The organism is Burkholderia latens (genome assembly GCF_902499045.1).
Classification (GTDB): Bacteria; Pseudomonadota; Gammaproteobacteria; order Burkholderiales; family Burkholderiaceae; genus Burkholderia; species Burkholderia latens.
In genome coordinates, this window is sequence record NZ_CABVPL010000017.1 from 42218 (window position 1) to 67388 (window position 25171).

At 67.5% G+C, this 25171-nt stretch carries 22 protein-coding genes; 4 read left to right on the plus strand and 18 right to left on the minus strand.

Going from position 1 to position 25171, the window contains the following annotated elements; translation table 11 throughout:
• Positions 1 to 13: 13 nt before the first annotated feature.
• The 6 genes from BSE24067_RS14260 to BSE24067_RS14285 all read right to left on the minus strand — a co-directional run bounded on the left by BSE24067_RS14260 (position 14) and on the right by BSE24067_RS14285 (position 8051).
• Complete coding sequence (locus BSE24067_RS14260; protein ID WP_151065901.1) at positions 14 to 1102, minus strand: hypothetical protein; 1089 nt, start codon at positions 1100 to 1102, stop codon at positions 14 to 16.
• A 91-nt stretch (positions 1103 to 1193) separates the two neighbouring features.
• The gene (locus BSE24067_RS14265; RefSeq protein WP_151065902.1) at positions 1194 to 3347 is read right to left on the minus strand and encodes a polysaccharide deacetylase family protein; all 2154 of its coding nucleotides are present in this window, start codon (positions 3345 to 3347) and stop codon (positions 1194 to 1196) included.
• A 336-nt stretch (positions 3348 to 3683) separates the two neighbouring features.
• Positions 3684 to 4454 (minus strand): hypothetical protein, encoded by a 771-nt coding sequence (locus BSE24067_RS14270; RefSeq protein WP_151065903.1) that lies wholly within the window; start codon positions 4452 to 4454, stop codon positions 3684 to 3686.
• Positions 4455 to 4468: 14 nt separating this feature from the next.
• Positions 4469 to 5485, minus strand: a complete 1017-nt coding sequence (locus BSE24067_RS14275; protein WP_151065904.1) for a YaiO family outer membrane beta-barrel protein — start codon at positions 5483 to 5485, stop codon at positions 4469 to 4471.
• A gap of 10 nt (positions 5486 to 5495) precedes the next feature.
• Entirely contained in the window at positions 5496 to 6512 is a 1017-nt protein-coding gene (locus BSE24067_RS14280; RefSeq protein ID WP_151065905.1) for a bactofilin family protein, read from the minus strand.
• Positions 6513 to 6515: 3 nt separating this feature from the next.
• Positions 6516 to 8051 (minus strand): glycosyltransferase family 2 protein, encoded by a 1536-nt coding sequence (locus BSE24067_RS14285; RefSeq protein ID WP_151065906.1) that lies wholly within the window; start codon positions 8049 to 8051, stop codon positions 6516 to 6518.
• A gap of 1237 nt (positions 8052 to 9288) precedes the next feature.
• Here BSE24067_RS14285 and wecB point away from each other — a divergent pair.
• Complete coding sequence (gene wecB, locus BSE24067_RS14290) at positions 9289 to 10506, plus strand: non-hydrolyzing UDP-N-acetylglucosamine 2-epimerase (RefSeq protein WP_151065907.1); 1218 nt, start codon at positions 9289 to 9291, stop codon at positions 10504 to 10506.
• Between the two features lie 302 nt (positions 10507 to 10808).
• Here the strand turns inward: wecB and BSE24067_RS14295 are convergent, their stop codons facing one another.
• The 5 genes from BSE24067_RS14295 to BSE24067_RS14315 all read right to left on the minus strand — a co-directional run bounded on the left by BSE24067_RS14295 (position 10809) and on the right by BSE24067_RS14315 (position 16426).
• Positions 10809 to 12671, minus strand: coding sequence for a methyl-accepting chemotaxis protein (locus tag BSE24067_RS14295; RefSeq protein WP_151065908.1), 1863 nt, complete (start codon positions 12669 to 12671; stop codon positions 10809 to 10811).
• Positions 12672 to 12835: 164 nt separating this feature from the next.
• A complete protein-coding gene (locus BSE24067_RS14300; protein WP_151065909.1) occupies positions 12836 to 13522 on the minus strand; it encodes an OmpA/MotB family protein in 687 nt (228 codons plus the stop codon).
• Positions 13523 to 13540: 18 nt separating this feature from the next.
• Complete coding sequence (locus BSE24067_RS14305; RefSeq protein ID WP_151065910.1) at positions 13541 to 14305, minus strand: flagellar motor protein; 765 nt, start codon at positions 14303 to 14305, stop codon at positions 13541 to 13543.
• Positions 14306 to 14327: 22 nt separating this feature from the next.
• Positions 14328 to 15563, minus strand: a complete 1236-nt coding sequence (locus BSE24067_RS14310) for a Crp/Fnr family transcriptional regulator (protein WP_151065911.1) — start codon at positions 15561 to 15563, stop codon at positions 14328 to 14330.
• Positions 15564 to 15763: 200 nt separating this feature from the next.
• Positions 15764 to 16426 carry a glutathione S-transferase family protein gene (locus tag BSE24067_RS14315; RefSeq protein WP_151065912.1) on the minus strand — a complete coding sequence of 221 codons (663 nt, stop codon included), beginning with the start codon at positions 16424 to 16426 and terminating at the stop codon, positions 15764 to 15766.
• A gap of 301 nt (positions 16427 to 16727) precedes the next feature.
• Here BSE24067_RS14315 and BSE24067_RS14320 point away from each other — a divergent pair, with 301 nt between their 5' ends.
• Entirely contained in the window at positions 16728 to 18068 is a 1341-nt protein-coding gene (locus BSE24067_RS14320) for a polyhydroxyalkanoate depolymerase (RefSeq protein WP_151065913.1), read from the plus strand.
• A 141-nt stretch (positions 18069 to 18209) separates the two neighbouring features.
• On the opposite strand, the gene BSE24067_RS14325 is transcribed toward BSE24067_RS14320, so the two are convergent.
• From BSE24067_RS14325 to BSE24067_RS14350, 6 genes are all read right to left on the minus strand, one after another.
• Positions 18210 to 18677 carry a hypothetical protein gene (locus BSE24067_RS14325; protein WP_174904785.1) on the minus strand — a complete coding sequence of 156 codons (468 nt, stop codon included), beginning with the start codon at positions 18675 to 18677 and terminating at the stop codon, positions 18210 to 18212.
• A gap of 68 nt (positions 18678 to 18745) precedes the next feature.
• Positions 18746 to 18883: an HHHH-motif protein gene (locus tag BSE24067_RS14330; RefSeq protein ID WP_170297489.1), complete on the minus strand. Its 138-nt coding sequence runs from the start codon at positions 18881 to 18883 to the stop codon at positions 18746 to 18748.
• Between the two features lie 265 nt (positions 18884 to 19148).
• Positions 19149 to 19583 (minus strand): cupin domain-containing protein, encoded by a 435-nt coding sequence (locus BSE24067_RS14335; protein WP_151065338.1) that lies wholly within the window; start codon positions 19581 to 19583, stop codon positions 19149 to 19151.
• A 69-nt stretch (positions 19584 to 19652) separates the two neighbouring features.
• The gene (locus tag BSE24067_RS14340) at positions 19653 to 20420 is read right to left on the minus strand and encodes an ABC transporter ATP-binding protein (RefSeq protein WP_151065339.1); all 768 of its coding nucleotides are present in this window, start codon (positions 20418 to 20420) and stop codon (positions 19653 to 19655) included.
• 32 nt (positions 20421 to 20452) lie between these two features.
• Positions 20453 to 21166 (minus strand): ABC transporter permease, encoded by a 714-nt coding sequence (locus BSE24067_RS14345; protein ID WP_151065340.1) that lies wholly within the window; start codon positions 21164 to 21166, stop codon positions 20453 to 20455.
• Positions 21163 to 21852 carry an ABC transporter permease gene (locus BSE24067_RS14350; RefSeq protein ID WP_151065341.1) on the minus strand — a complete coding sequence of 230 codons (690 nt, stop codon included), beginning with the start codon at positions 21850 to 21852 and terminating at the stop codon, positions 21163 to 21165. The genes BSE24067_RS14345 and BSE24067_RS14350 overlap by 4 nt, the downstream gene beginning before the upstream one ends.
• Before the next feature lie 587 nt (positions 21853 to 22439).
• Between BSE24067_RS14350 and hutC the strand changes: the two genes are divergently transcribed.
• Entirely contained in the window at positions 22440 to 23135 is a 696-nt protein-coding gene (hutC, locus tag BSE24067_RS14355) for a histidine utilization repressor (protein ID WP_151065342.1), read from the plus strand.
• Positions 23136 to 23160: 25 nt separating this feature from the next.
• Here hutC and BSE24067_RS14360 read toward each other — a convergent pair whose 3' ends face one another.
• Positions 23161 to 24402, minus strand: coding sequence for a glycosyltransferase (locus tag BSE24067_RS14360; RefSeq protein WP_151065343.1), 1242 nt, complete (start codon positions 24400 to 24402; stop codon positions 23161 to 23163).
• 103 nt (positions 24403 to 24505) lie between these two features.
• Here BSE24067_RS14360 and BSE24067_RS14365 point away from each other — a divergent pair, with 103 nt between their 5' ends.
• Positions 24506 to 25126: a TetR/AcrR family transcriptional regulator gene (locus tag BSE24067_RS14365; protein WP_151065344.1), complete on the plus strand. Its 621-nt coding sequence runs from the start codon at positions 24506 to 24508 to the stop codon at positions 25124 to 25126.
• Positions 25127 to 25171: the final 45 nt, after the last annotated feature.

Here is a 25171-nt window from a genome sequence, read left to right on the forward strand (position 1 = left end):
GTGCGCCGTCATATCAGCGCGATCCGGTCACCGTTGCATCTGCCGTCGTGAACCCGCAGGTGGCGGGTGCGAGCGGGTCGGTCATCCGGCTTTCGAATGCCAGGTACAGCGCCTCCTCCAGCACGTTCCAGTGCGCGCCGTGACGATACGGTCCCGAGCGCGCATACCAGCACGCGACGGTGCTCCAGTCGTTCATCTTGAATGCGACCAGCGCGATCAGCCCCCACGGAAAATCGGACCCCGCGAGCTGCATCCACGTCTTGCCGTACTTCTGCATCCACTGCGCATAGATCCGCTCGTTCGACTGATCGGGCACGTGAATGCCGGACAGGATCGGGAAGATCTGCGCGACCTTCGCCGGATAGAAGCTCGTGTCGCTGATCTTCTGCGTGCTCGCGCGGAAACCGGATTGCGTGCCGCGCCAGAACACCTTCACGATCGCCGACGCCAGCCGGTCGGCCCGCTGGGTCCACGGCGCCGCACGCGCGTTGTCGCCGTGGCGCAGGTAATACGCGGCGAGCGCCTGGAACGCGCTGTGCACTTCGACGTTGTCCATCAGCAGCGCGACGTGCAGCGTCGACGAGATCTGATAGACGCCGGTCGCCTTGTCGAGCAGCGTGTCGAGATGCGCACCCGCGCGGGTCAGGCTCGCTTCCCACGCGGCGGGCATCCCGTCGGGCGGCGCAAAGCGTGCGAGCAGCTCGATCCAGGTTGCCATCATCGCGTCGTCCGCATCGGCTTCCGCGCACGAGCCGACTTGACCGCCCTTCACGCAATAGCGGTCGAAACCGCCGTCCGGACGCTGGCGCGGCAATACCCATGCGATCCACGCAAGCGCGGACTGACGGGCGTCCATCCGCGTATCGGCCGCGGCCAGCAGCGCCTTCGCCGCGAAGTACGGGTCGATGCCGGCGCCGTTCAGGCGCACGGTAATCGCGCCGTCCGGGCGTTGATACAGCCCGTTGAGCTGGAGCTCGGCGGCGCCCGCGTGCGGCACGGAGCAGCACGCGGCGACGCAGCAGGCGACGCGCGCGAAACGCAGCAGCCTGGCGGTGGCCGCCGCGCATGCGCGGGCGGCGGGGAGAAGCGCGGGCCGGTTCATGATCGGGGCTCCTGCGCGGTAGTCCTGCGCAAATCGTCGCCGGGCGCGGCGTTGGCCGCACCGCGTCCGGCGAACGTGTCGACGTTGCGGCTCAGTTCATCTTGACGCTGGTGAACTTGAGGCTGGTCCCGCTGCTCGCGGTCACGAGCCAGTACTTCGAGTCGGTGATGCCGATGGTGCCGAGGCCTTGCGTGATGACCGGCGTACCGAACTTCGCCTTCGGCAGCAGCCACGTCATGTTCGCGAGACTCGTCGGGTGGCTGGCCGAGAATGCCCAGCTGGAGCCCGTGTCGGTGGCCGACCACGTGACGTTCAGGCGCGCGCGGTCGAACACCGTGATGTCGGTCATCGTGTACCAGCGGAACTGCCCGGTGAGCTTCAGCATATTCGCCTGCGAGAAGATCGCGGACAGCGTCGACGTGTACGACGACGCGCCGAGCGGGTGCGCGTAGATCAGCCGGCTCGTGCGGTTCGCGACGACGAAGTTCATCAGCGCGGCGTACCAGTTGTTCACGTCCGTCGTCGGCACCGCGTACTGCTGGAACTCCTCGAACGTCGCGTACTTGCCGAACGGCATCACCGGGTAGGCCCACAGGCCCGGGTTCAGCAGCGCACCGTTGCGATATGCGCGGGTCGGCGCCGAACCGGTGTGGCCGGTGAAGTAGTACCCGTTGAAGCCGTTGCTTTCGAGCCAGTTCACCGACCACGTCGGCGTGTTGCCTTCCGGCGCCGCGTATTCGACGTCCGGCTGCAGCGTCGCCGCCTGCACGGCCTGGTGGTTCATCACCAGGTATTGCGTGAACGTGCTTGCGTTCGTTTCGCTCGCATTCGCCCCCCAGTAGTCGTGGATCCACCCGCCGTGGCTGCCGACGCGATGGCCCTTGCTGACGAAGTACTTGAGGAGGTTCTGCGCGGTCGGGTTGTTCGCGAGATTGATGCCGCCGCCGTCACCGAAGGCCGCCTCGTCCGGGCCAGCCGTCACCACGAGCGAGAACGGGCCGTTGTTCCATACGCCGAGGTTCTTCAATTGAAGTGCCGGCTGGATCTGGTCGCCCGCGCAGAAGTGCCAGTTGAACACGAGGCCGGCCTGCGCGTTCGGCAGCGGCGACAGCGACGGCAGGTTCAGCAACTGCGTGCCGAAATAATGCAGGTAGCCGTGAATCAGCATCCCGTCGGTCTGCCCGTCGAGGTACGCGAGCGGCAGGTTGACGAACAGCACGCCGCCGTTGCCGTACGGGTTGTAGCCGGACACCAGCCCGAAGTTCGGCGACGTCAGGATCGTCGTGCCCGAATACGTGCCCTGCGTGACGAAGCTCGGATAGGTCAGGAAGCCGTACACGTAGCCGGAGATGCCTTCGAGCGTGTCGGTCGTGGTCGCAAGCGTCGACGCAAGCGCGGTGGCCGTCGTGCCCGTCGCGGTGCTCAGCAGCGAACCGGCGCTGTACGACGTGGTCTTTTTCAGCTTGCCGGTCACGGTGCCGGTCAGCTTCGGGAGCGTCTGGCTCACCAGCCCGCTGCCGGTCGGCGGCGTCGTGTACTGGAACCATGCGCCATGGTTGTAGTTGGCGAGGCCGCCCGGGTTCGACGGGCTCGCGGACAGGAACAGCGCGTTGGTGCCCGACGTCGACCCCGAAGTCTTCGACGTGCCCGAGCTGCTCGTCGACGCGAACGACGTCGTCGGGCTGGCGGCCGTGGTCGCCGAAGTGGTCGTCCATGGCATCGACTTGCCGGGAGGCACTTGCAGCGTGCGCAGCCAGCTGCTCATGCCGGTCACGTTGCCGAGGCCGATCATGTTGCCGCCGTATTGGTCATACAACACGTAGTCGACGCCGGCCATGCTGCTGAAGCGCGATTTCGGGCTCACGTAGAAGCCGGCGGAATTCAGCACGCCGAAATCGTAGACGAGCATCACCTTGCCGCCGTTCAGTGCGTAGTTCTGGATCGCCGTCACGAGCGTGTCGGCTGCCGTCGTATGCACCTGGTCCGGCAGGATCAGGCCCGGATACTGCGACAGCGTCGACCCGGCGGCCAGGAACTGGCTGTCGGTCATCACCTTGATCTGCAGCCCCTCTTCCTGTGCAGTGTCGAGCCACGCGGACACGCGAGGATCGGGCAGCGTCAGCGTGTCCGGCACCAACAGCAGCAACTGGTTGGTGGCCGCCCGAACGCCGCCCGGACTGAATGCGAATGCGAGCGCGAACAACGCGAACAGAATCCGCAACAACTTGCCTGACTTTGCCAACATGGTGTGCTCCTCGCTTAAGGAATGGGTTGTGCGCGGCAGCGGTGCGCGTGCCGGCCGATCAACCAACCTTGCCCGGTAGATGTGTGAGGCTGCCCAATTCGTCGAGCATCGAACGGCACCGGCCGCCGGCAGCCGGACCTGCGAACCGGCCCCGGCGAACCGCACCGTTTTCTCCGCTGAAAACGCATCGATGCGACGTGGTGAGTCAAGCGAACAACGTGCCATTGGCGCCGGAGGCCCGGTCGTGCGCGCTTCGTGTGCCGCGGCGCCGCGCGGGCGGGCCGAAAACGCGCGCGAATCGTTTCATCGCTGATACGGCGGCTTTTGTCGGCGCTGTCAGTGCGGGCCGTCGGACGGATTCGTCAGCGCGCCGGGCCAGCTCGCGCAGTACGTGTAGAGCGTGACCAGCAGGCCGATCAGCAGCGGGCCGCCGAGCAGGAAATAGCAGAACGGCAGGAACAGCAGCGAGCCGTGATGGATGACGACGGCGTGCAGCAGCATCACGAACGGCAGCGCGAACACGAAGTAGCCGACCACGAGCACCGACGCGGCGACCTTCTGCGGCAGCGAGAAATCGAGCGGATAGTAGAGCGCGGCCATCACCAGCGGAATCAGCGCGATCGCCGCGCCGTCCAGCACGAACATGTCGCGCAGGTGCAGCATCGGCACGTACGGAAACGCGCCCGGGGCGAGCCAGAAATACGCGCAAATCAGCATCTGCGTGAAGCTCGCGATACGTAACAGATATGCAACGGGCAGCCAGTTCGCGCGGCGGAAGAACGACGCGCCGAAGCCGGCCGCACAGATCGCCGCGGTGACGGCAAGTTGCGTGCCGCTCGGCATGCGCGCGGCGACGTCAATCGACAGCAGCGGCACGCGCGGCGCATCGGGCGGGTACCCGAGCACGACCACGTGCAGCGCCGGATCGATCTGCCGCGCGCCCCAGATCATGACGGCGCGCCAGTAGCGCCACGCGAGCGGCAAGCCGGCCCACAGCAGCGCGTAAAGCGTCGGCGTCAACAGCGCGATCGACAGCAGCCAGTGCTGCGGATGCGGATGAATCCGCAGCGAACGGTCGACGGGTGGACGGCCGGGATGCGTCTGCATGGCGCCCGCCCCCGTTACCAGCGATAGAACACGCTCAGCTCGCCGCCGATCCGTGAATAGTAGGGATTATGGTAGTAGTCGAATTCGAGCTGCGTGCCCCACTTGCGCGTGACCCAGTAGCGCCATTTCGCGATCACCTCGTGGCTGCGGAAGTCGGCGATCTGCGAACCGGAGCCCGTAACCTGGTATGCCTCGCGGCCGAACCCGGCGCGCAGCACGATCACGCTCTTGCCGACTTCGCCGTACGTCACGGCGCCGTAGTATTGGGGCGCCTTCACCGAGCCCGGCGAATCGACGGTGTAGTTCGTGCCCGCCTCGAAGATCCACTTCGGCAGCGCATACCAGATCACGCCCGCGTGATACAGCTGATCCTTGTGGCCGCTGCGGTTCCATGCGTAGCCGGCGCCGAGCGACACGATCAGCGACCGGTTGGACAGCAGCTTGCGGTTGATCGACAGGTCGACGCGCGCGCTCGGCAGGATCGTGCCGGACGTCGTGCCGGAAAAACCGATTCCGCCGAACCAGTCCGGTCCCAGATCCTGCACGTACGTCAGCGAGCCGAGCTGCGTGTTTTCGCCGAAGCGGTGCAATTGCGCGAGCTCGCCGAGTATCGTGCGGCCGCCGTCCTGATAGACGCCGCGCACGTGTACGCCGTACCAGTCGCCGTAGCCGTGCGTCAGGTGCGCGCTCGACACGCCGAGCGACATCTCGGCATGCGGTTCGCCCGGCGCCTGCACGTGCGCGATCACGGCGTCGGGCAGCGGCGGCCGGTTCGTTTCGTCTGGCGAGAATTCGGCGAGCGTCGTGCCGTCCGGCACGCCGTCGGGCGACACGCGCACGAATACGGGCCCGTCGAGCGTACGCGGCACGATGACGGGCGGTGCGGCGTCAGCCGCCTGCGCGGGTGGCGAAACGTCGGCGTCATCGGGCTGCGCCGCGCGCACCGGAAGCGGGCCGGCGGCGACGCCGCACAGCACCGCCAGGGCGGCGACCGGAGCGCGCGAGCCGCGACGGCGGGAACGATCGGACATGGGGCGCTCCTTAACGGGATGCGTGGAACCAGCCGCTGCGGCATGCGACGAGGTCGCCGTGCACGCACGCATGGCCGATCACCGAGACGTCGCGCGCGCACGCGCTGACAGGATGGCCGGCCACGCCGATGCGCGCGCCGGTCAGGCGCAGCAGGCCGCCGGCCGACACGACGCCGTCGATGCAGCTGCCGCTCGCGAGCAGCACGTCGTCGCGCGCGAACACGCCGCCATGCAGGAACGCGTGGCGTTCGAGTTCGACGCGATGCGCCTTCACGCTGCCGTGCAGCACGCAGCCGTCGCCGAGCACGAGCGTGCCGTCCACCACCAGATTGCCCTGCATGGCCGTATGCGCGGGCAGGCGCACGTCGCACGGCAGCAGATAGCGGCCGTGTACGTAACGATGCGGCAGCTTCGCGAAGTGGCGTGTCAGCGACACGGCGCGGCGCGGCGGATCGGGCAGGTCGGCGGACGCCGCGTCGAGCGCCGCGTCCGCGGTCTTGCCGAACACGATCGGCTCGCCGTACAGGCATGCGAAGCCGCCCGCGCCGTGCAGGACCATCGTGCCGCCGACCACGGCGCCGCGCAGCACCGCGTTGTCGACGTCGATGTGCGGCGCGTGCGCGAGCATGCCGACCGTCGCGCCGGCGCGAATGTCGATGCGCTGCTCGGCGAACGCATACGCGGCCCGCGTGCCGCCGTCGAGCGTGATCGTGCGCCGCGCGTACAGCACGTCGTCGCAGTGTTCGCCGCGCACGACGCGAATCTCGTCGTCGTCCCGCACCACGAGCCCGAGCGCGTGCCACGGCGGCGCGGCGGCCGGGTCGGCCGTAGCGGCGGGCTGCGCGCCGCCGGCGTGCATGCGCAGCGCATCGCGCCAGCGCGCGGCGAGCAGCGCCTGATCGACGAACGGTCCGTCGCCGATCGGCAGCGCGGCCACGTCGCTGCGCCGGATCAGTTCATGCAGCAGCGGCAGGAACGGCAGCGTAAGCACGCCGGCCACCGGCACCATCACGTTGAAGGTCGTCATCGTTCATCGCCCCGGTTTCAATTGCCGGCGAAAGCGCTCGGTCTTGTCCCATTTCAGTTCGCGACGAAACGCTGCGTCGAGCGCGAGCCCCCACAGCGCGGACACCACCGCCGCGATCGTCACGCAAAAGCCGACCACGTTGACCGGCACGAGCCGCAGCCGCGTCGCGCGGCCGTCGAGCCGGGCGGCGACGACGATCTCGAAGAACACGCCGAAGTTGCCGAAGGTGCTGAACCCGAACAACGCGAACAGCGACACGAGCAGGCCGAGCGCCGTCGAATTGACGCCGTTGAGCAGGTACAGCGCGATCGCGGTCGCCCATGCGATCGCGAGCAGCGCGGGCATCAGGAACACGCCGAGCAGCAGCGCGCCGTCGAGCCGGCAACGCCGCGAGATCAGCGGATTGCGCAACACCGGGCCCAGATAGCGCAGCAGCGTCTGGTTGTGCCCCTTCGCCCAGCGCGTCAGTTGCCGCGCGCGCACCGCCCAGCGCTCGGGCACTTCCTCGTAGCATTCGGCGTGATTCAGGTAGACCGTGCGCCAGTCGCTCAGCAACAGGCGGTACGTCATGTCGGTGTCCTCGGCCAGCGTGTCGTCGCACCAGCCGCCGACCGCATCGAGCGCGCCCTTGCGGATGCCGCCGACGGTGCCGCCGTACTGCGGCACCAGGTTCAGGTTGTTGCGTGCCTGCTGATTGACCTGGTAGCCGCCCGCGCGCTCGAGATCGAGCAGCCGCGCGAGCAGGTTGCTGTCGGCGTTCTGCGGCACGACGCGCCCCATCACCGCCCCCACTTCGGGATCGAAGAACGGCGCGACGAGCTCCTTCAGCAGGCCGGGGCGCGGCAGGTAGTCGGCGTCGAAGACGACCATGATGTCGCCGCGGATGAAGCGCAGCGCATCCTTGAGCGCGGCCGCCTTGCCGGGCTTGCCGCTTTCGCGGTGAAACGGCTTGATCAGGTCGGGCGCCAATGCTTGCACGTCGTCGATCAGCGCGCGCGTGTTGTCGGTCGAACGGTCGTTGACCGGAATGATCGTCAGCCGGTCGCGCGGATAGGTCGTCGCGAGCAGCGCCGTCAGGCAATCGACGACGACCGCTTCCTCGTTGTGCGCGGCGACGAACACCGTGAGCCGCGGCCACTCGCCGTGGGTAATCGTCTGATAAGGCGCGTGCTGCGGCTTGAACAGCCGGTCGAGACTGAACACGTAATGCCGCGCGGCGTACACGCAGGTGAGCAGCGTGAACAGCCACAGATACGCGACGCACGGGATCAGCAGTATGTCGGGATCGAACGCGATGCTTGCGGCGTCGGCGGGCGGCGGCTCGAGCAGCGCGTTCGCATCGGTCGATGCGCGCACCGCGAGCGGCTCGGGATCGACGTAGCCGGCGATGCGCCCCGCTGCATCGCCGGCCGGCATGCCGGCGCGCACCGCTTCGTCAAGCGGCCGCGGTGCGGTGTCGTGCAGCGCCTGCGAACACGCAAGCACGATCAGCAGCAGAATGCCTTCGGCGCAGAGCGACATCGTCCGACGATTCTTCATGTGCTGGCCCCCGTGCCGGCGACGGCGGCCGATGAACGCTGAGGCACGGGCCGTGAGTCGCGCGGATGTCAATGGGAAGCGGCACACGTTCGGCGCGCCGGCGCGGCCATGGGGCGCGCCTGACGAGCGTGTCGTGCCGCTTTCCGGATGCGTTGCTGTGGCGCCCGGTCCGTCTGCCGCGTTCGCACGCGTCGGGAAGCGCCTTGTGCGGCTAGAACAAGCAAGCGGCGAGCCATCGGCCGCGCGGCCCCGTGCGGCAAAGGCCTGCAGCCCCGCGGCCGGCGCGGGCCGGGTTGCGGCCGGGCTTTTTTGATTCACCGGCGAATCAGCTTTGGCGCACGCTCTGCGACCGCGTATCGCGAGCCGTTCGCATCGCGCGGCGAATCGTCTGCTGATCGCGCGCGCATCGCTTTGCACGACGCGGCTTCGGCATGCAATCAAACGTGAATCGCCAATGGACGGACCGTGACCGGAAGCCGCGCGCGCGGCCCGCCGTGGCGCGGCTTCGGCGACCGTCATACCGATATCGCGGCCGCGGCCCGCCCGTACGTTACAGATACGCAACATTTCGCAGCGGCCGGCCCGGACGGCACCGCGCAGCGCACGGCGGAGAAACCGTTGACGAACCACCGGAATCGGCCCATCGACGGCGCGCCCTGCATTGCCCATACGGAATTCGTAGAGCGAAGCGATTCAACGCGCTTCGAAAATTGCGTGCACGACGATCGGCCGTCGACACGCGACATGCGCGGCCATTCGTCGAACCACGCGGGCGAAGCGATTCCGCGATGCGTCGCACGTTTCCCTGTATCGCCGCGTGCCGCCGACACGGTGCCCGTAGCAGTTGTGAAACGTTCCGTAACGAACCGCGCGCGCCGCTCGAAGCGGACCCGTCAGCAGGGGCCGTTGGTTTGAATATTGCTGTATCGGAATCGGGATCACCTGTCGGACGCGCGGCCGCACGGCCCCGCGAACGATATGACGAAGACGTGGCGATCGACACAGCGAGGAACGCTCATGACGTGATTGATCAGGGCCAACGGGATGGCCGTCGTCCGACGATTGCGTGGCGCAGACCGCGCGGACAAGAACGGTGCGCTCGCCCCGCCACACCGCTGCTCGTCGCGCGGCCGGAAGGGGCCGGCGCGAGCCGCGCGTGAACGGGACGACCGCCTGCAACGATGCTTGGCGCCAGGCGCCGGATCTTCCGGCGCGAAGAAGCTCAACGAGGATAACGATGAAGAAGATCTTGCTTGTGTTCGGGACGCGCCCGGAAGCCATCAAGATGGCGCCGCTCGTCCGCGCGCTGAAGGCGCGCAAGGATGTGGACGCCAGAGTCTGCGTGACCGCGCAGCATCGCGAAATGCTGGACCAGGTGCTCACGTTGTTCGACATCAAGCCCGAATACGACCTCAATCTGATGCGTCAGAGCCAGACGCTGACCGACGTGACGACCGGCATTCTCCAGGCGATCGGCATCGTCTTCGACGACTTCAAGCCGGACGTCGTGCTGGTGCACGGCGATACGACCACGACGCTGGCCGTCAGTCTCGCCGCGTTCTACCGATATCTGCCGGTCGGCCACGTGGAAGCCGGCCTGCGCAGCGGCGACATCTGGTCGCCGTGGCCGGAGGAACTGAACCGCCGCGTGACCGACGCGGTGTCGTCATGGCATTTCGCGCCGACCGGTCAGGCGCGCGACAACCTGTTCAGCGAAGGCGTGCCGGTCGGTGCGGTGGTGATGACCGGCAATACCGTGATCGACGCGCTGCACGACGTCAAGCGAATGCTCGATCGCGATGCCGAGCTCCACGACAAGATCGCCGCGCATTTTCCGTTTCTCGAACCGTCGCGCCGCGTCGTGCTGATCACCGGCCATCGCCGCGAGAGCTTCGGCGAGCCGTTCCGGCATTTCTGCGCGGCGCTGTGCGCGCTCGCGAACCGCTATCCCGATGCGCAGTTTGTGTACCCGCTGCACCTGAATCCGAACGTGCGCGAGCCGGCGCGCGCGCTGCTCGGCGACGTGCCGAACATCTACCTGATCGAGCCGCAGGAATACCTGTCGTTCGTGTTCCTGATGTCGCGCGCGCATTTCATCATCACCGATTCGGGCGGCATCCAGGAAGAAGGGCCGGCGCTCGGCAAGCCCGTGCTCGTCACGCGCGAGACGACCGAGCGGCCCGAAGCGATCCAGGCCGGCACCGCGCGGCTCGTCGGCACCGATCAGGAGCGGATCCTGTGGGAGGCGTCGCGGCTGTTCGACAGCGAGAGCGCGTACGAGGAAATGGCGCGCGCGAGCAATCCTTATGGCGATGGGCATGCGAGCGAACGGATCGTCCACGCGCTGATGCACATGCCGGGCGCGAGCGCGAATGCGTCGAGCTTCCTGATGGGCAGTGCGGCGATGCCGTTGAACGCGCTCACACTCGGGCTGATGGCGTTGCGCTCGCCTTGAAGCCTCGCGTCCGGCCGCAGGAGCCTGTGAGACGGCGGCGCGATCGCGTCGCCGCCTGTCGTTCATCCGGCGTGAACGCCCCGCGCATCACGCGCCGTGCGGTCGGCGCGCACTCCGCCGGCGCCGCCGCGGCTTCTTCCGCTACGCGAGATACGCATCCGGCGGCGAGGCGATCACGTTCGTGCCGACCGCGGCGCGCACCGCCGCGATCACCCCGCCCCTGCGCCGGTCTTCAGTCCTGAAACGCGTTTCATCGTGATGACGTCGGCGCAGGCCGCGCCGGCAGCCGTTACCCGGACGCGTCATTCATCGACCTTGAACGCCGATACCAGACGCGTCAGTTCGGCCGCCTGCTGCTTCAGACTTTCCGCGGCCGCCGCGCTTTCCTCGACCAGCGCCGCGTTCTGCTGCGTCATCTGGTCGAGCGACTGCACCGCGTCGCCGATCTGGCCGATGCCGGCGCTCTGCTCGACGCTCGCCTCCGCGATCTCGCTCATCATCGCGCTGACGCCCCGCACCTGCGACACGACATCGCGCATGACCTTGCCCGCCTCGCCGACGAGCCGCGCCCCGGTGTTCACCGTGCCCGCGCTGTGCTCGATCAGCGCCTTGATCTCCTTCGCCGCGTGCGCGCTGCGCTGCGCGAGATTGCGCACCTCCGACGCGACCACCGCGAACCCGCGGCCCTGCTCGCCGGCCCGCGCGGCTTCCACCGCCGCGTTCAGCGCGAGAATGTTCGTCTGGAACGAGATGCTGTCGATCATCACGATGATCTCGGAGATCCGCTGCGACGCGTCGCTGATCTGCTCCATCGTCGTCACGACTTCGCCGACCACGTGCCCGCCGCGCGTCGCGGTATCCGCCGCGCCGGTGATCAGCTTCGCGGCCGTCGTCGCGGTTTCGGTGTTGTTGCGCACCACCGCCGTGATTTCCTCCATCGACGACGCCGTGCGCTCGAGGTTGCTCGACTGTCCTTCGGTGCGCCCGCTCAAGTCCGCATTGCCCGACGCGATCTGCGCGGAGCCGGTCGCGATCGACGCGGATGCCGTGCGGATCCGGTGCACGAGCGTCGACAGCGACGACACGAAACGGTTGAATGCGTCGGATAGCTGGCCGATTTCGTCGTGGCTCTCGACCGTCATCCGGCGCGTCAGGTCGCCCTGGCCGCTCGCGATCTCCGACAGCAGCGTCGCCGCACGCCGGATCGGCGCGGCGATCGCGCGCCCGACCAGCCAGATCACGACGAGCGCGACGCCGAGGCCGACGATCGCGGCGACCAGCGCCGCGCTGCGAATCGCCCGCGTCACCGGGCCGAGCAACTCCGCCTGCGGCACTTCGACGACCACGTACGCATTCAGCTCCGGGATGAACGACGTCGCGATGAATCGCGCAGCGCCGTCGCCGGCGACGCTCAGATACGCATACGGCTTGCCGGCCAGCAGCGTCGCCGATGCGTCGCCCGGCAAGCCCGGCGCGTCCTTCAGGAAATGCTTGCCGTCGATCAGCGACGTATCGCGATGCATCATGATCGCGCCGTCCGGCCGCACGAGATACGCGAACCCGGTGTCGCCGATCCGGTACGCGGCGATGCCCTTCGCGAGCGCGTCGACGGACAAGCTCATGCTGGCCGCGCCGACCGCCGCGCCGTCGAGCTCCACGCGGCTGTTGATGAACATCATGTAGCCGCCGAGCGTGACTTCGCGATCCATGTTCACGTCGTACGCCTTGCCCGACGCGAGGAAGCGGGTCAGCCACTGATCCTGGTCGGTGATCTTGCGCTGCAGGCCGGCCTCGTTGTAGTAGTTGCCGCTCTTGACCGACACCCACTGCACCGACGCGGCGTTCTGCTCGCCCTTCACGTTCTTCGCAAGCTGGATCCAGTTGCGCGTGCCGGCGTCGGGCTCGCCATCGGCTTCCCACTGCAGCAGGAACGCATCGCGCGCGAGGATGCGCGACGCGGCGATCGGCCCGGCCATTTGCCGCTGCACGTCGGCGCGGATACCGTTCACCGCGGTCGGCAGTTCTTCGCGGACGACGCGCTCGCGCACGGCGTCGCCGATCAACCGTACGCTCAACCCGCTCGAAATCGCGACGAACACGAGCAGGCAGCTCGTCATGCTGAGAATCAGCTTGTTCTGAATGGACAGCTTGCGCCAGAAGTGCATGGGGAATCCTCGATAACCGCTCGGTCTGAGCCAGCTTGGGTTATCGGCACGCGGCGCGCGAAATCGCATCGCCGGCGTCACATAACGGCCATGCGGGATCCGTTATGTCGCTGTCGTTGGCAAACGTGCATCGCGCGGCGATCGACCGTCGCGCGACGCACGCATCAGTACGCGACGAAGATCGTCACGCGCCGGTTGCGCGCTCGCGCGGCCGCATCGTCACCCGCGACGAGCGGCTGCGTATCGGCCCGGCCGATCGCCGCGAGCCGATGCGGCGCGACGCCGCGCTCGGCCAGATAGCGGACGACGCTGCCTGCGCGCGCGGACGACAGCTCCCAGTTCGATTCGTATTTCGCGTTCGCGATCGGCACGCTGTCGGTATGCCCCTCGACGAGGATGTCGCCGGTCGCGTGCGTGCTCAGCGCACGCGCGATCTCGCTCAGCACGGGCGCCGCATCCGGCAGCAGCCGCGCGTCGCCGACGTTGAACAGCACCTTCGCGTCGATTCCGATTTCGATCCCGTGCGACGCGCGCACGAGCGAAATGCGGCCGTTCGTCTTCAGTGCATCGAGCGAGGCGAGCCATGCAGGCGCACGATCCGGCAGCGCTGGCGCGGCGGCCGCCGCGCTCGCCGTGCCGCCGTCGTGCCGCGCGAGTGTCTGATACCGCGCATCGAGCGCGTTGTATTTCGCGAGCTGCAGCACGTACAGCGCGAGAAACAGCACCATCAGCGTCGTGATCAGGTCTGCGTACGAAATCAGCCAGCGCCCCGATTGCGCGCCTTCGGCTTCATCGTCGTCGCGCGCGGCCGCGGCCACGCCCGCGCGCGCCGCGTCAGTTCGAGCCGTCATGTCGAAGCTCCCCGTGCATCATGCGAGCGACTCCGACGCACGGCCGCGCACGTCGCCGGTCAGGCGCGTTTCGATCGTGTGCGGCGACTCCTTGCGCGAGATCGCGAGCAGGCCGTCGAGATACAGCTTGCGAAAACGCAGCTCGCTGTCGATCTGCGCGCGCAGCTTCCCGTAGAGCGGCAGAAACACGAGGTTCGCGAACGCGAGGCCGTACAGCGTCGCGATGAACGCGACCGCGATGCCCGGGCCGAGCTGCGCCGGTTCGAGGATATGGCTCGTCACCTGCACGAGCCCGAGCACCGAGCCGAGAATGCCGAACGTCGGCGCGTAGCCGCCCGCCTGCTGCCACACGCGCGCGGCGGCGAGCCGGCTGCGCTCGTACGCGTCCAGGTCACGATGCAGCGCGTCCTCGAGCACGGCCGTCGACACGCCGTTCGCGAGCAACTCCAGCCCGCGCCGCGCAAACGGATGAATGCCCGTCACGTCCATCGATTCGAATGCGAGCAGCCCGTCGAGCTTCGCGCGATCGCCCCATTCCAGCAGGTCGGTCAGGTGCTTGCGATCGACCTCCTGCGCGCGCACGAACGCGAGCCGCAGCTGCTTCACGGCGTCGAAGAAGCGCGCCCACGTGTTCTGGATCATCACTGCGCCGAGCGTGCCGCCGAGCACGATCACGAGCGCCTCGAGCTGGAACAGCGTCGAAAAATGCCCGCCTTCGAGCGCGAAGCCGAACACGATCGCCGCGCCGCCGACTACCACGCCCACCAGGGTCAACAGGTCCATATGCGTCTCCGTCGTGCGTGCGTCATGCGTCGGACGAAGCCAGCGGCGCTGCGGCCGGCGCCTTGGCCGCGCGCACGGCATCCAGCACGCGCCGCTCGATCTCGTCGACTTCGATCGGATCGAGCTTCAGCTCGCGGCGCATCACCCACGACACCTCGTTGCGCCGCGCTTCCGTCATCACGGAGAACAGCTTGTCGGCCACCGCGCGATCGTCGAGGCTCGCGATCAGCTTCGCGAGATCGTACGTGTCGAATGCGCTGATCACGTCGAACAGCGTGCGCTGGTCGACCCACACGATGTCCTCGAGCGCGCGCACGTCGCCGCCGGCACGCGGGCTGCGCCGTGAAAAATACGCGACGCCCTTCTGCTCGACGTAGCCGAGCACCTTCGACTTGCGGAACGCGAACACCTCGTCCGCGATCTCGCCGTGCGACAGCTTGTTGAGCAGCAGCTTCCGGTCGACGCCGATCAGCGCCTCGAGATCGGCGAGCTCGATGACCTCGAGCTCGCTGTTGATCGATACGTCGAGATCGTGATCGGCAACCTGCTGCGCGCGATCGACCACGCGCGCGGCGTCGAACGTGACGACCTGACGCGCATCCGCCGACACGCCATGATCGGCCGCACCGCCGGCGTGGTCGGCGTGCGCGGCGCCGATCGTGACGAGATTGAGCTTCTCCATGCGGCGCAGCATCGCGAGCACGTGCGGGCGCGAATGACCGGCGATCGCGCGGCAGCGGCGGATCACGTCCGCGAGCGGCACCGACGTTTCCGCCGCGTGGGCCTGCATCGGCCGGCGCGACCATGCGTCATCCGAGCCGCGCGTGTCGGCGCCCGCCATCAGCGACAGCACGTGCGCATACGACAGCACACCCGGCATGAAGTCCGCATGCGTATAGGTCGCGAGCTGATCGTCCTTGCGCTTCACGCGGCGGATCATCGTGCGCACGATATGACGCAGCAGCGCGGACACGTGCTCGATTTCGTCGTCGAGCATCGCCGCCGGCACGACCGTGAGCTGACAGAACGACAGCGCCTTCGCGGTATGCGCGCGCGGCTCAGCGGCGAGTAGCGCGGATTCGCCGAAGAACTCGCCGCGCCCGAGTGTCGCGACGACGACGCGCTTGTCGTCGCAGCGGGTCGACAACTCGACCTTGCCGTCGGCGATCAGAAAGATGACGGGCTCACCGGCGAAGCCCTCCGAGTAGATGATCTCTCCGGGCGCGGCCGTACGCGTCCACGATTGCTGACGATTCAAGTTGGTTCCCCTGCTGCGCTGGTTGTTGCAGACTGCGCGTCGCATGTCGGATGCGTGCGATCGCGAGTCGTCCCCGTGACCCGTTTACGTCATCGCGCGCAACATCCTTTAGGGAATTCGCACTCGTTTCGGTGCGCAATCGAAGCCAAACGTTTGCGAACCGATCGATCGCAGAGGCAGTTCGTTTCGATGCCCGCTTGTCAGAACTCCATGTCGAGTTCGTCGATGTCCTCGTGCTCCGCCTTCGCCGCATCGATCCACTCCGCAACGAACGGATGCGCGAGCATGCGCATGCAGTAGTCGGCGACATCGGGCGGCAGTTTCACGTCGTAGGTCAGGAATCGGGTGACGACGGGCGCGTACATGGCATCCGCGATGCCGATCTGCGCGCCGAACAGCCACGGGCCGCCATATGCGGACAGACATTCGCGCCAGATCGTCACGATCCGCTCGATGTCGTGCTGCGCACGCGACCAGATCCGGAAACCCGGAAAATGCGCACGCAGGTTCATCGGCAACGCGGAGCGCAACGCGTGGAAACCCGAATGCATTTCGCCGCAGATCGAACGGCAATGCGCACGCGCACGCCGATCGTCGGGCAGCAGCCGCGCCTGCGGGCGGATCTCGTTCAGATATTCGGCAATCGCGAGCGTGTCCCACACCGTGCTGCCGTCGTGCGTCAGGCACGGCACGAGGATCGACGGCGACAGCAGCAGCAGCTCCGCGCGCGATGCCGCATCGATCGGCACGCTGACCGTCTCGAACGCGAGCCCGCTCAGCTTCGCGAGCAGCCAGCCGCGCATCGACCACGACGAATAATTGCGGCTGCTGATGGTCAACGTCGTCTGTCGGGTCGATTCCATGTCACTCCCCTGCTGATTGCCGTTCGTGCCCCTGCACCGAAAGCGCACGCCGCGCCGTGCGAACCGCACCACGCCCGTGCGGCGCATTCGCCGAAGTGGCGCAATCTCGCACGGCGCAGCGGACGGATCGGCACGCATGCGGCACGTGCGGCCGTGCGCCGCGTGCGCGCATGCGGTCGCACGTGCCGCATGCGCGCCGCCGTTCGCGCCGCGTTGCGGAACTGCTGCAACCGGCGTGCCAGCGCACTGCTGGCACACCGCTTGCCTCGCTCAATGCAACGTGACGCACCGAGCGACGGCCATGAACCTGCTTGCCTATCCGCTTTACCAATGGTCTGCAGAATGCCTGCGCCCGGCGCGCGCATGGGCGGCCGCCACCCGCGCGGCGATGTCGGTGTGGCCGCCCGCCACGTCGACACCGGCGGGCCGCATGATCGACGCGCTGTGCGAGCTGCTCGAATGCTGCGCGTTTTCGCACCGGCGCCCGCCGTTCGGAATCGCGTCGATCGTCGTCGACGGCAACACGATACCCGTCGTCGAGGAAGCCGCCGCGGCGACGCCGTTCGGCACGCTGCTGCATTTCCGCAAGGCGCGAACGATGGCACGCCAGCCACGCGTGCTGATCGTCGCGCCGATGTCCGGGCATTTCGCGACGCTGTTGCGCGGCACGGTCAGCACGATGCTCGCCGATCACGACGTGTACATCACCGACTGGCACAACCCGCGCGACATCCCGCTATCGGCCGGACGCTTCGGCTTCGACGAATACGTCGAGCACGTGATCGATTTCATTCGGCACATTGGCCCGGACGCGCACGTGCTCGCGATCTGCCAGCCGACCGTCGCCGCGCTTTCGGCGGTCGCGCTGATGGCCGCCGCCGGCGATCCGGCACAGCCCGCGAGCCTGACGCTGATGGCGGGGCCGATCGACTGCCGCGTGAATCCGACGAAGGTCAACGCGCTCGCGACGAGCCGGCCGATCGAGTGGTTCGCGCGCAACCTGATCAGCGTGGTGCCGCCCGGTTTCGTCGGCGCGCAGCGTTGCGTGTATCCGGGCTTCGTGCAGGTCGGCGCGTTCATGTCGATGAATCCGGATCGCCATGCCGCGTCGTTTGCCGATCTGTACTTCGAGCGTGCGAAAGGCGATCCGGCGAAGGCCGACACGCTGCGCCGCTTCTACGACGAATACTTCGCGACGGCCGATCTCACCGCGGAGTTCTATCTGGAGACGGTCGAGAAAGTGTTTCAGCAATACGCGCTCGCGCGCGGCGAACTGACCGTCGGCGACCGGCTGGTGGAGCCTGCGGCGATCCACCGCACCGCGCTGCTGACGATCGAAGGCGAAAAGGACGACATCTGCGCGGTGGGCCAGACCGTGGCCGCGCAGGAGCTGTGTTCGGGGTTGCCGTCGTATCTGAAAACGCACCACGTGCAGACGGGCGCGGGCCACTACGGCGTGTTCAACGGCAGCCGCTGGGAAACGCAGATCTATCCGATCGTGCGTGCGACGATCCACGACAACGAGCCGTACGACCGCACCGCTGATTCCGACGGCGATGCGAGCGGTGCGCACTACGTGACGCTGCGCGCATTGCTCGATACGCGTGCGACGCTTCGCGACTCGGCAACGCCCGTCACGTAAGCCGCTGCCGTGCGCTGAACGCGTGCTGTCGCGACGCGTGGCGCGGCGCTCGATATCGCGGCGAATCTCCCCGCCGAGCCGACGGCGGGGCGCAATGCCCGGCGGTGCGCGGGCGGGGACGGCCCGCGCGTGCCGCCGGTGTTACGAACAGCCCTTGCCGTGCGACGCGTGATAGCCCTTGGCCTTCGCGTCGGCTTCCGACATGTAGCTGCCGTGCTTGGTCTTGCCGTAGTATTTGTCGGTCGAGCAGTGGTAGACCTTCGTGCTGTCGTTGGCCCACACCTTGCCCGCTCCGCCGCCGGGCGCTGCCGCGGCGGTCGTCGCGGGCGCGTTCTTCGCCGGTGCGGCGCCGGGTGCCGCCGACGCGGACGCTGCCGCCGCAGGCGCCGCGGCCGGCGCGCTGGCCGCGACGGCCGACGACGCGCCGTACCATGCCTTCACACCCTTGTGACCGGCGCACGCGCCCTTCTTCGACGCACCCGAATAGAACGACCCGTCCTTGCACAGGCCGGTCGTGCCGGCCGGCGCGCTCGCCGGAACCTGCGCGAACGCACCGAGCGACACACCCATGCCGGCGACGAGCGCGGCGATCAACATCGTCTTTTTCATGATCCTCTCCTGATTTGCCTGAATGCTGGAAGCATCCCGACGCGATGTCGGGCATGCCGCGTCGCGGGTCAACGTACCCAGCGGCAGATGCGGTGATGGTGGTGGTCGAAATGGCACACGCGGTGCGAATGGGCTTCGGCCAGCGCCGGCGTGAGGACGGCGCATGCGACGGCCGCCACGGTCAGAATCTTCGCGATGCGGGTCATGACTTTCTCCTGGTTGGTCAGCCGGTGGCCCGGCTGTCCTTCCTTAACGCCCGTCGCGCTGACGCCGTGCACGGCAGGGCGTCGAATTGACCATCTTTGACACGGTGTAACGAAACATCACGCGAAGCCGACGATCCGCTGACTGTTTTTTCATTTTCATGACGTGCCCGATGCGTTCGGATCCCGAAGGACCGGCGCGGCACGGACGCGCCCGACCAAGGCCTGTCGCAGCCTGCGGATGCCCCGCGCGCAAAGCGACGACGACTTACGCGCCCGCGTCGCCCCACGGCGTCGGCGCGGGCACGTCGCACGGCCCTTCGACGTCGATCGACTTGAAATCGGCCGGCCCGACGATTTCCAGGTACTCCATGTCCGGCGAGTAGTCGAACAGGTAATGGACGATGCCCGGCGCCTGGTGCACGCAGTCGCCGGCATTCACCAGCGTCTCGCGCTCGCCGTACATGAAGCGCGCCCAGCCTTTCAGCATGATCACGATGTGGAAGTCGGCCTCGTGACGGTGCCAGCCGGTGCCCGCCGCCGGTGCATGATTCGCCCTGACGAGTTGCGCGACGACCCGGCCATTGGTCGCGCCCGCGATGCCGAGATCGCGATACAGGAAGAAGTCGCGCAGGCCTTCGCCTTGATACGGCGTGTCCTGCGGCTTCACGTGGGAAAACGCGGTAGGGGTCGGCGTGCTCATCGCGGCGCTCCTCGATCGAAAGAGTCGTCCGGGACAAGCATTTACCGTTCCAGTTTCAGCAACGCCCGCTTACTTCAGCCGCCCGGACAGGAACTGCCCGAGCCGCTCGCTCTTCGGGTCGACGAGAATCTGCTGCGGATCGCCCTCTTCCTCGATCTTGCCCTGGTGCAGGAAGATCACGTGGTTCGACACGTTGCGCGCGAAGCCCATCTCGTGCGTGACGACGACCATCGTGCGGCCTTCCTCGGCGAGCTGCTGCATCACCTTCAGCACTTCGCCGACGAGCTCCGGGTCGAGCGCCGACGTCGGCTCGTCGAACAGCATCACTTCGGGCTCCATCGCGAGCGCACGCGCGATCGCGACGCGCTGCTGCTGGCCGCCCGACAGGTGCGACGGATACATCCGTTCGACGCGCGGCGCGAGCCCGACCTTCTCCAGATACTTGCGTGCGCGCGCGACGGCCTCGTCCTTGCCGATCCCGAGCACGGCCATCGGCGCCTCGATCACGTTCTCGAGCACCGTCATGTGCGACCACAGATTGAAGTGCTGGAACACCATCGACAGCTTCGTGCGCATTCGTTGCAGCTGCTTCGGGTCGGCCACGCGCAACGAGCCGTTGCGGTCGCGCGCGGTATGGATCGGCTCGGCGCCGATCGTGATCTGCCCCGAGCACGGCTGCTCGAGGAAGTTGATGCAGCGCAGGAACGTGCTCTTGCCGGAGCCGCTCGAGCCGATGATGCTGATCACGTCGCCGGCCTTCGCCTTCATCGACACGCCCTTCAACACCTCGTTGTCGCCGAACTTCTTGTGCAGGTTTTCAACGGTGAGCTTGTACATCCCTGATCTTCCTTGCGAATCGTTCGAATGCGTTAGCGGCCGCGCGGCGCGAGGTACGCGAGCCAGCGCGTCTCGAGCTTGCGGAACGCCCAGATGAGCGCGAACACGACCACGGCATACAGCACGGCTGCGATGCCGTACGCCTGGAACGACATGTACGTCGCGGAGTTCACGTCGCGCGTGACCTTCAGGATGTCGGGCACGGTCGCGGTGAATGCGAGCGTCGTCGCATGCAGCATCAGGATCACTTCGTTGCTGTAGCTCGGCAGCGAACGGCGCAGCGCGGACGGCAGGATGATCCGCATGTAGAGCTTGAAGCGCGACATCCCGTATGCCATCCCGGCCTCGATCTCGCCGGCCGGCGTCGCCCTGATCGCGCCCGCGAAGATCTCGGTCGCATACGCGCATTCGTTCAGCACGAACGCGAGCAATGTGCAATTCATCGCGTTGCGGAAGAACGTGTCGAGCAGCACGTGGTCGTGCACGACCTGCAGGCTGTAGATGCCGGTGTAGCACATCAGCAGTTGCACGTAGAGCGGCGTGCCGCGGAACACGTACGTATAGAGCCACACCGGCCCGGCGATCCAGCGGTTCGACGATGCGCGCGCGATCGCGAGCGGCACGGCGAGCGCGAAGCCGAGCGCGATCGATACGACCAGCAGCCACAGCGTGATCGCGAGGCCGCTGAAGCGGTAGCCGTCGGTATACAGAAAGTTTTGCCAGTACTGGCTGACGAGTTCGATCACAGTGCAAGCCTCCGGACGCCGGCGGAATAACGCTTCTCGAGGTGGTGCAGCACGACGTTCGACACCGTCGTGATCGCGAGATAGATCGCACCGGCCGCGAGCGTGAAGAAGAAGAAATCCAGCGTGCTCTTGCCGGCGTCCTGCGATGCCTTCACGACGTCGGCAAGCCCGATGATCGACACGAGCGCGGTCGCCTTCACGAGCACCTGCCAGTTGTTGCCGATGCCCGGCAGCGCGAAGCGCATCATCTGCGGGAACAGGATGCGGTGGAACACGCGCCAGCCGCTCATCCCGTATGCGAAGCCGGCTTCGAGCTGGCCGCGCGGCACCGCGAGAAACGCGCCGCGGAACGTCTCGGTGAAGTACGCGCCATAGATGAAGCCGAGCGTCACGACGCCGGCCACGAACGGGTCGATGTCGATCTGGTCCCAGCCGAGCAGGTCGGTCACGTTGTTCAGCAGGATCTGGATCCCGTAGAACAGCAGCAGCATCAGCACCAGGTCGGGCACCGCGCGGATCAGCGTCGTATAGAACGTGCCGAGCGACTTGAGCATGCGGTTGGCCGACAGTTTCGCGGCCGCCCCCGCGAGGCCCAGTACGAGCGACGCGGCGAGCGACAGCACCGCGAGCTTCACGGTCTCGACCGTGCCGGCCCACAGCAGCGGGCCAAATCCTTGGAAGATCATGTAAGGGGTCCAGAACGATGTGGCTGGATTGTCGGCAGCCATTAACCGCGCATCAAACGAGTTCTGCGCACGACGTGATGCGGGCGGCTCATCAAGCCGGGACATCGCGCGAAACGCACGGGCGCCGTCCGCCGGCACCGCCGCGAACGCGTCCAACCCGGACGCCGCCGGGTCGAACGACGCCCCAAGTTGTACATACAACTTTGCCTTTTTACGCCTGGCACCAGCAATCCGTGTTTATCTCTAATTGTCGGCGGATTGTTTCCATGGGCGGATTTACCCCGAGATTTCAATTCGCCACGCATTCCGTTTCGCTGAAACGCTGCTTTCGGCGATGGTCCGAGCCGCCGTCGGCCGCTGCGCATTTGTCTATACTTTTGGCTTTGCCGGATTCTGGCGGCCGCCGGCCGCGCGATCCGCCAGCGGAGCGCGCGGCTGCCGCTTGCGGTCGCAGGAAGGCCGGATTAACCCGGATCACCGGCCTACAGGCCGGCCCGCGCGGCGTCGAACCCGGTACACTCGCCCGGGCACCGCACGAAGGCCGCGCTGCGACGGCACGCGGCCGCCGTCTCTTGAACAGCAATGCAATGACCACACCGATCTATCAGGAAATCAAGGATTTCATCCTCGCGCGCATCCATGCGGGCGAGTGGGCGGAAGGCGACCAGGTGCCGTCGGAGAACGAACTCGCGCGCGAATTCAACGTCGCGCGGATGACGGTCAATCGCGCGCTGCGCGAGCTGACGGCCGAGCAGGTGCTCACGCGTACGCGCGGCTCCGGCACGTACGTCGCGTCGCCGAAATACGAATCGACGCTGGTCGCGATCCGCAGCATCTCCGACGAAGTGGCCGCGCGCGGCCATGCGTATCGCGCGCAGGTGCTGCAGGTGGGTGCGGCCGTCGCCGACGCGAAGCTCGCCGACGAACTGCGGCTCGACACGGGCAGCCCGATCTTCCATTCGCGCGTGCTGCACTTCGAAAACGACACGCCCGTGCAGCTCGAAGAGCGCTGGGTCAATCCGGCCTGCGCGCCCGAATACGCATTGCAGGACTTCACGACGACGACGCCGAACCAGTACCTGACGCGCGTCGCGCCGCTGCAGCGCGTCGAATACCGGATCGAGGCCGCGATGCCCGATGCGGAAACGCACCGCCATCTGGCGATGGACGAACGCGAGCCGTGCCTGCTGCTGCATCGGCGCACGTGGTCGCAGGGAATGGTCGCGTCGGTCGCGAACCTGTGGCACCCGGGCAGCCGTTACCGCTTCACCGGGCATTTCTGACGCGCGGCCCGCGCGATGAGCGCGTTCAGCCCCCGCCGCGGCGCGCCCAGCGCTCGACCGCGTCCACCGCTCGCCGCAGCCCGTCCTCGCGCGCGATTCGCGCACCCAGTTCGGCGGCACGCGCCTGCGTGTCGGCACGCGCCGCGAACGCGATCGCGCGGACGAGCGCGGCGCCGTTCACGCGACGCCCGGCCACCGGCGCATCCGCGACACCGAGCCGCCGCAGCCGATCGGCCCAGAAGAACTGATCGCCCGCGAACGGCACGACGACCGAAGGTTTCCCCGCCCGCGCGGCCGAGTGCGTCGTGCCCGAGCCGCCGTGATGGATCGCCATCGCGACATGCGGAAACAGCCAGTCGTGCGGCGTGTCGCCGATCACGTGCACGTGCGCGGGCAGCAGCGACGCATCGATGCCGCTCCAGCCCGGATAGAACAGTGCGCGCCGGCCGCCGAGCGCCTGCACCAGCGCGTGCGCCATCGCGGCCCGATCGAAGCCGGCCATGCTGCCGAAACCGATGTACACGGGCGGCTCGCCCGCTTCGAGAAAGGCCGACAGCGCGGCCGGCGGCGTCCACGCCTGCGCGTCGATGCGCCACTGTCCGCATGCCAGCGCGTTCGACGGCCAGTCGGCCGGGGCGGACAGCAACGCGGGCGACACGCCATACAGCATCGGATGATCGGTCCACACGCGCTCGCGCGGCGGCAGTCCGCACACGCTTGCGCGCGCCGCGTTGGTTGCGTTGCGGAACGCCCGCCACAGCAGCGCGTTCACGAACCGGTGGCTCGCGCGATTCAGCCAGCGCGGCAACTTGCCCGGCGGCAGGAACGGCGACGCGAATGCGGCCGTCGGCGTGATCGGAATCATCCCCGTGCCGATCGCCGGCACGCCACGATACTCGGCGACCGACAGCCCGGCGAACGACGCGAGCCCCGACACGAGGATCGCATCGCATTCGGCCGATGCGTCCGCGATCTCGCGCATCCATGCAGCGGTATTCGCATTCGCGATCGCCGCGAGCGCCTTCGACGTGTCGTTGAAGCCGCCGCGCCCGCGCACCGCATCGGACAACGGGCCGTCCGGCGCGATCGCCGCGCGGATATCGCCGGACAACGGCGCGCACGGCGCGCCGAGCGCGGCGGCGGAGCCGAGCGTCGCGGCATCGGCCAGCAACCGGACCTCGTGGCCGGCATTCAGCAACGCGCGGCCGAGCGCCGCGAGCGGGCGCGTGTCGCCTTCGGTGCCGTAGGTGGCGATGACGAACTTCATGCAGGACTCCTCGTTGCCGACGCAAACGGGTGGATTCGTAAAAATGCACGTCGTATACTAATGCAATTCGTACACTTTTCGTCAAGACCCGCGCCATGGAGCCATGCCGATGACGACCGACGATCCGGGCCGCCGCGCGCGCAAGCGCATCCAGATGCTCGCGCATCTCGCCGATACCGGCGCACGCCTGTTCGACGCACACGGCTACGACGCCGTCACGATGGAGCAGATCGCCGTGCATGCGGACGTCGCGAAGCGGACGCTGTACAACCACTTCGCGACGAAGGAAGCCGTGCTCGCGCACTGGCTGGAAAGTGAACTCGCGCGCGATCTCGCGCATCTGCAGCGCGACGTCGCGCGACGCAAGACGTTCGCATCGCGGCTTGCGTGCGTGCTCGACGCGTCGGCCGCGTGGTGCGAACAGCATCCCGTGTATCTGCTCGCGTACCTGCGGCACCGCTTCCTGAGCATCGGCGCGGCGCACGCGGAAGGCGCAAAGGAGAACGGCGCCGACATCGCGCTCGTGTGGCGGCAGCTGATCGCGGCGGGCCAGCAGGCGGGCGAACTGAATCCGGCGCTCGCCGCCGACCAGCTCGCCACGTGGTTCCATCATCTGTATCTCGCGGCGATGCTGCGCTGGCTGACGGTGCCCGGGTTGTCGCTGAAGCGGGAATTCCAGGCGGTGGCGAAGCTGTTCGTCGAAGGCGCGCAAGCGAAGGCGTGAACGCCGGCCGCCAAAAATGCCGCGCGCCGCGCAGGGTTTTTTACA

Excerpts from the sequence above, each read along its gene's own strand:
- BSE24067_RS14260 (WP_151065901.1), bottom strand. The coding sequence starts at position 1,102 with ATGAACCGGCCCGCGCTTCTCCCCGCCGCCCGCGCATGCGCGGCGGCC.
- BSE24067_RS14265 (WP_151065902.1), bottom strand. The coding sequence starts at position 3,347 with ATGTTGGCAAAGTCAGGCAAGTTGTTGCGGATTCTGTTCGCGTTGTTC.
- BSE24067_RS14270 (WP_151065903.1), bottom strand. The coding sequence starts at position 4,454 with ATGCAGACGCATCCCGGCCGTCCACCCGTCGACCGTTCGCTGCGGATT.
- BSE24067_RS14275 (WP_151065904.1), bottom strand. The coding sequence starts at position 5,485 with ATGTCCGATCGTTCCCGCCGTCGCGGCTCGCGCGCTCCGGTCGCCGCC.
- BSE24067_RS14280 (WP_151065905.1), bottom strand. The coding sequence starts at position 6,512 with ATGACGACCTTCAACGTGATGGTGCCGGTGGCCGGCGTGCTTACGCTG.
- BSE24067_RS14285 (WP_151065906.1), bottom strand. The coding sequence starts at position 8,051 with ATGAAGAATCGTCGGACGATGTCGCTCTGCGCCGAAGGCATTCTGCTG.
- wecB (WP_151065907.1), top strand. The coding sequence starts at position 9,289 with ATGAAGAAGATCTTGCTTGTGTTCGGGACGCGCCCGGAAGCCATCAAG.
- BSE24067_RS14295 (WP_151065908.1), bottom strand. The coding sequence starts at position 12,671 with ATGCACTTCTGGCGCAAGCTGTCCATTCAGAACAAGCTGATTCTCAGC.
- BSE24067_RS14300 (WP_151065909.1), bottom strand. The coding sequence starts at position 13,522 with ATGACGGCTCGAACTGACGCGGCGCGCGCGGGCGTGGCCGCGGCCGCG.
- BSE24067_RS14305 (WP_151065910.1), bottom strand. The coding sequence starts at position 14,305 with ATGGACCTGTTGACCCTGGTGGGCGTGGTAGTCGGCGGCGCGGCGATC.
- BSE24067_RS14315 (WP_151065912.1), bottom strand. The coding sequence starts at position 16,426 with ATGGAATCGACCCGACAGACGACGTTGACCATCAGCAGCCGCAATTAT.
- BSE24067_RS14320 (WP_151065913.1), top strand. The coding sequence starts at position 16,728 with ATGAACCTGCTTGCCTATCCGCTTTACCAATGGTCTGCAGAATGCCTG.
- BSE24067_RS14325 (WP_174904785.1), bottom strand. The coding sequence starts at position 18,677 with ATGAAAAAGACGATGTTGATCGCCGCGCTCGTCGCCGGCATGGGTGTG.
- BSE24067_RS14330 (WP_170297489.1), bottom strand. The coding sequence starts at position 18,883 with ATGACCCGCATCGCGAAGATTCTGACCGTGGCGGCCGTCGCATGCGCC.
- BSE24067_RS14335 (WP_151065338.1), bottom strand. The coding sequence starts at position 19,583 with ATGAGCACGCCGACCCCTACCGCGTTTTCCCACGTGAAGCCGCAGGAC.
- BSE24067_RS14340 (WP_151065339.1), bottom strand. The coding sequence starts at position 20,420 with ATGTACAAGCTCACCGTTGAAAACCTGCACAAGAAGTTCGGCGACAAC.
- BSE24067_RS14350 (WP_151065341.1), bottom strand. The coding sequence starts at position 21,852 with ATGATCTTCCAAGGATTTGGCCCGCTGCTGTGGGCCGGCACGGTCGAG.
- hutC (WP_151065342.1), top strand. The coding sequence starts at position 22,440 with ATGACCACACCGATCTATCAGGAAATCAAGGATTTCATCCTCGCGCGC.
- BSE24067_RS14360 (WP_151065343.1), bottom strand. The coding sequence starts at position 24,402 with ATGAAGTTCGTCATCGCCACCTACGGCACCGAAGGCGACACGCGCCCG.
- BSE24067_RS14365 (WP_151065344.1), top strand. The coding sequence starts at position 24,506 with ATGCCGATGACGACCGACGATCCGGGCCGCCGCGCGCGCAAGCGCATC.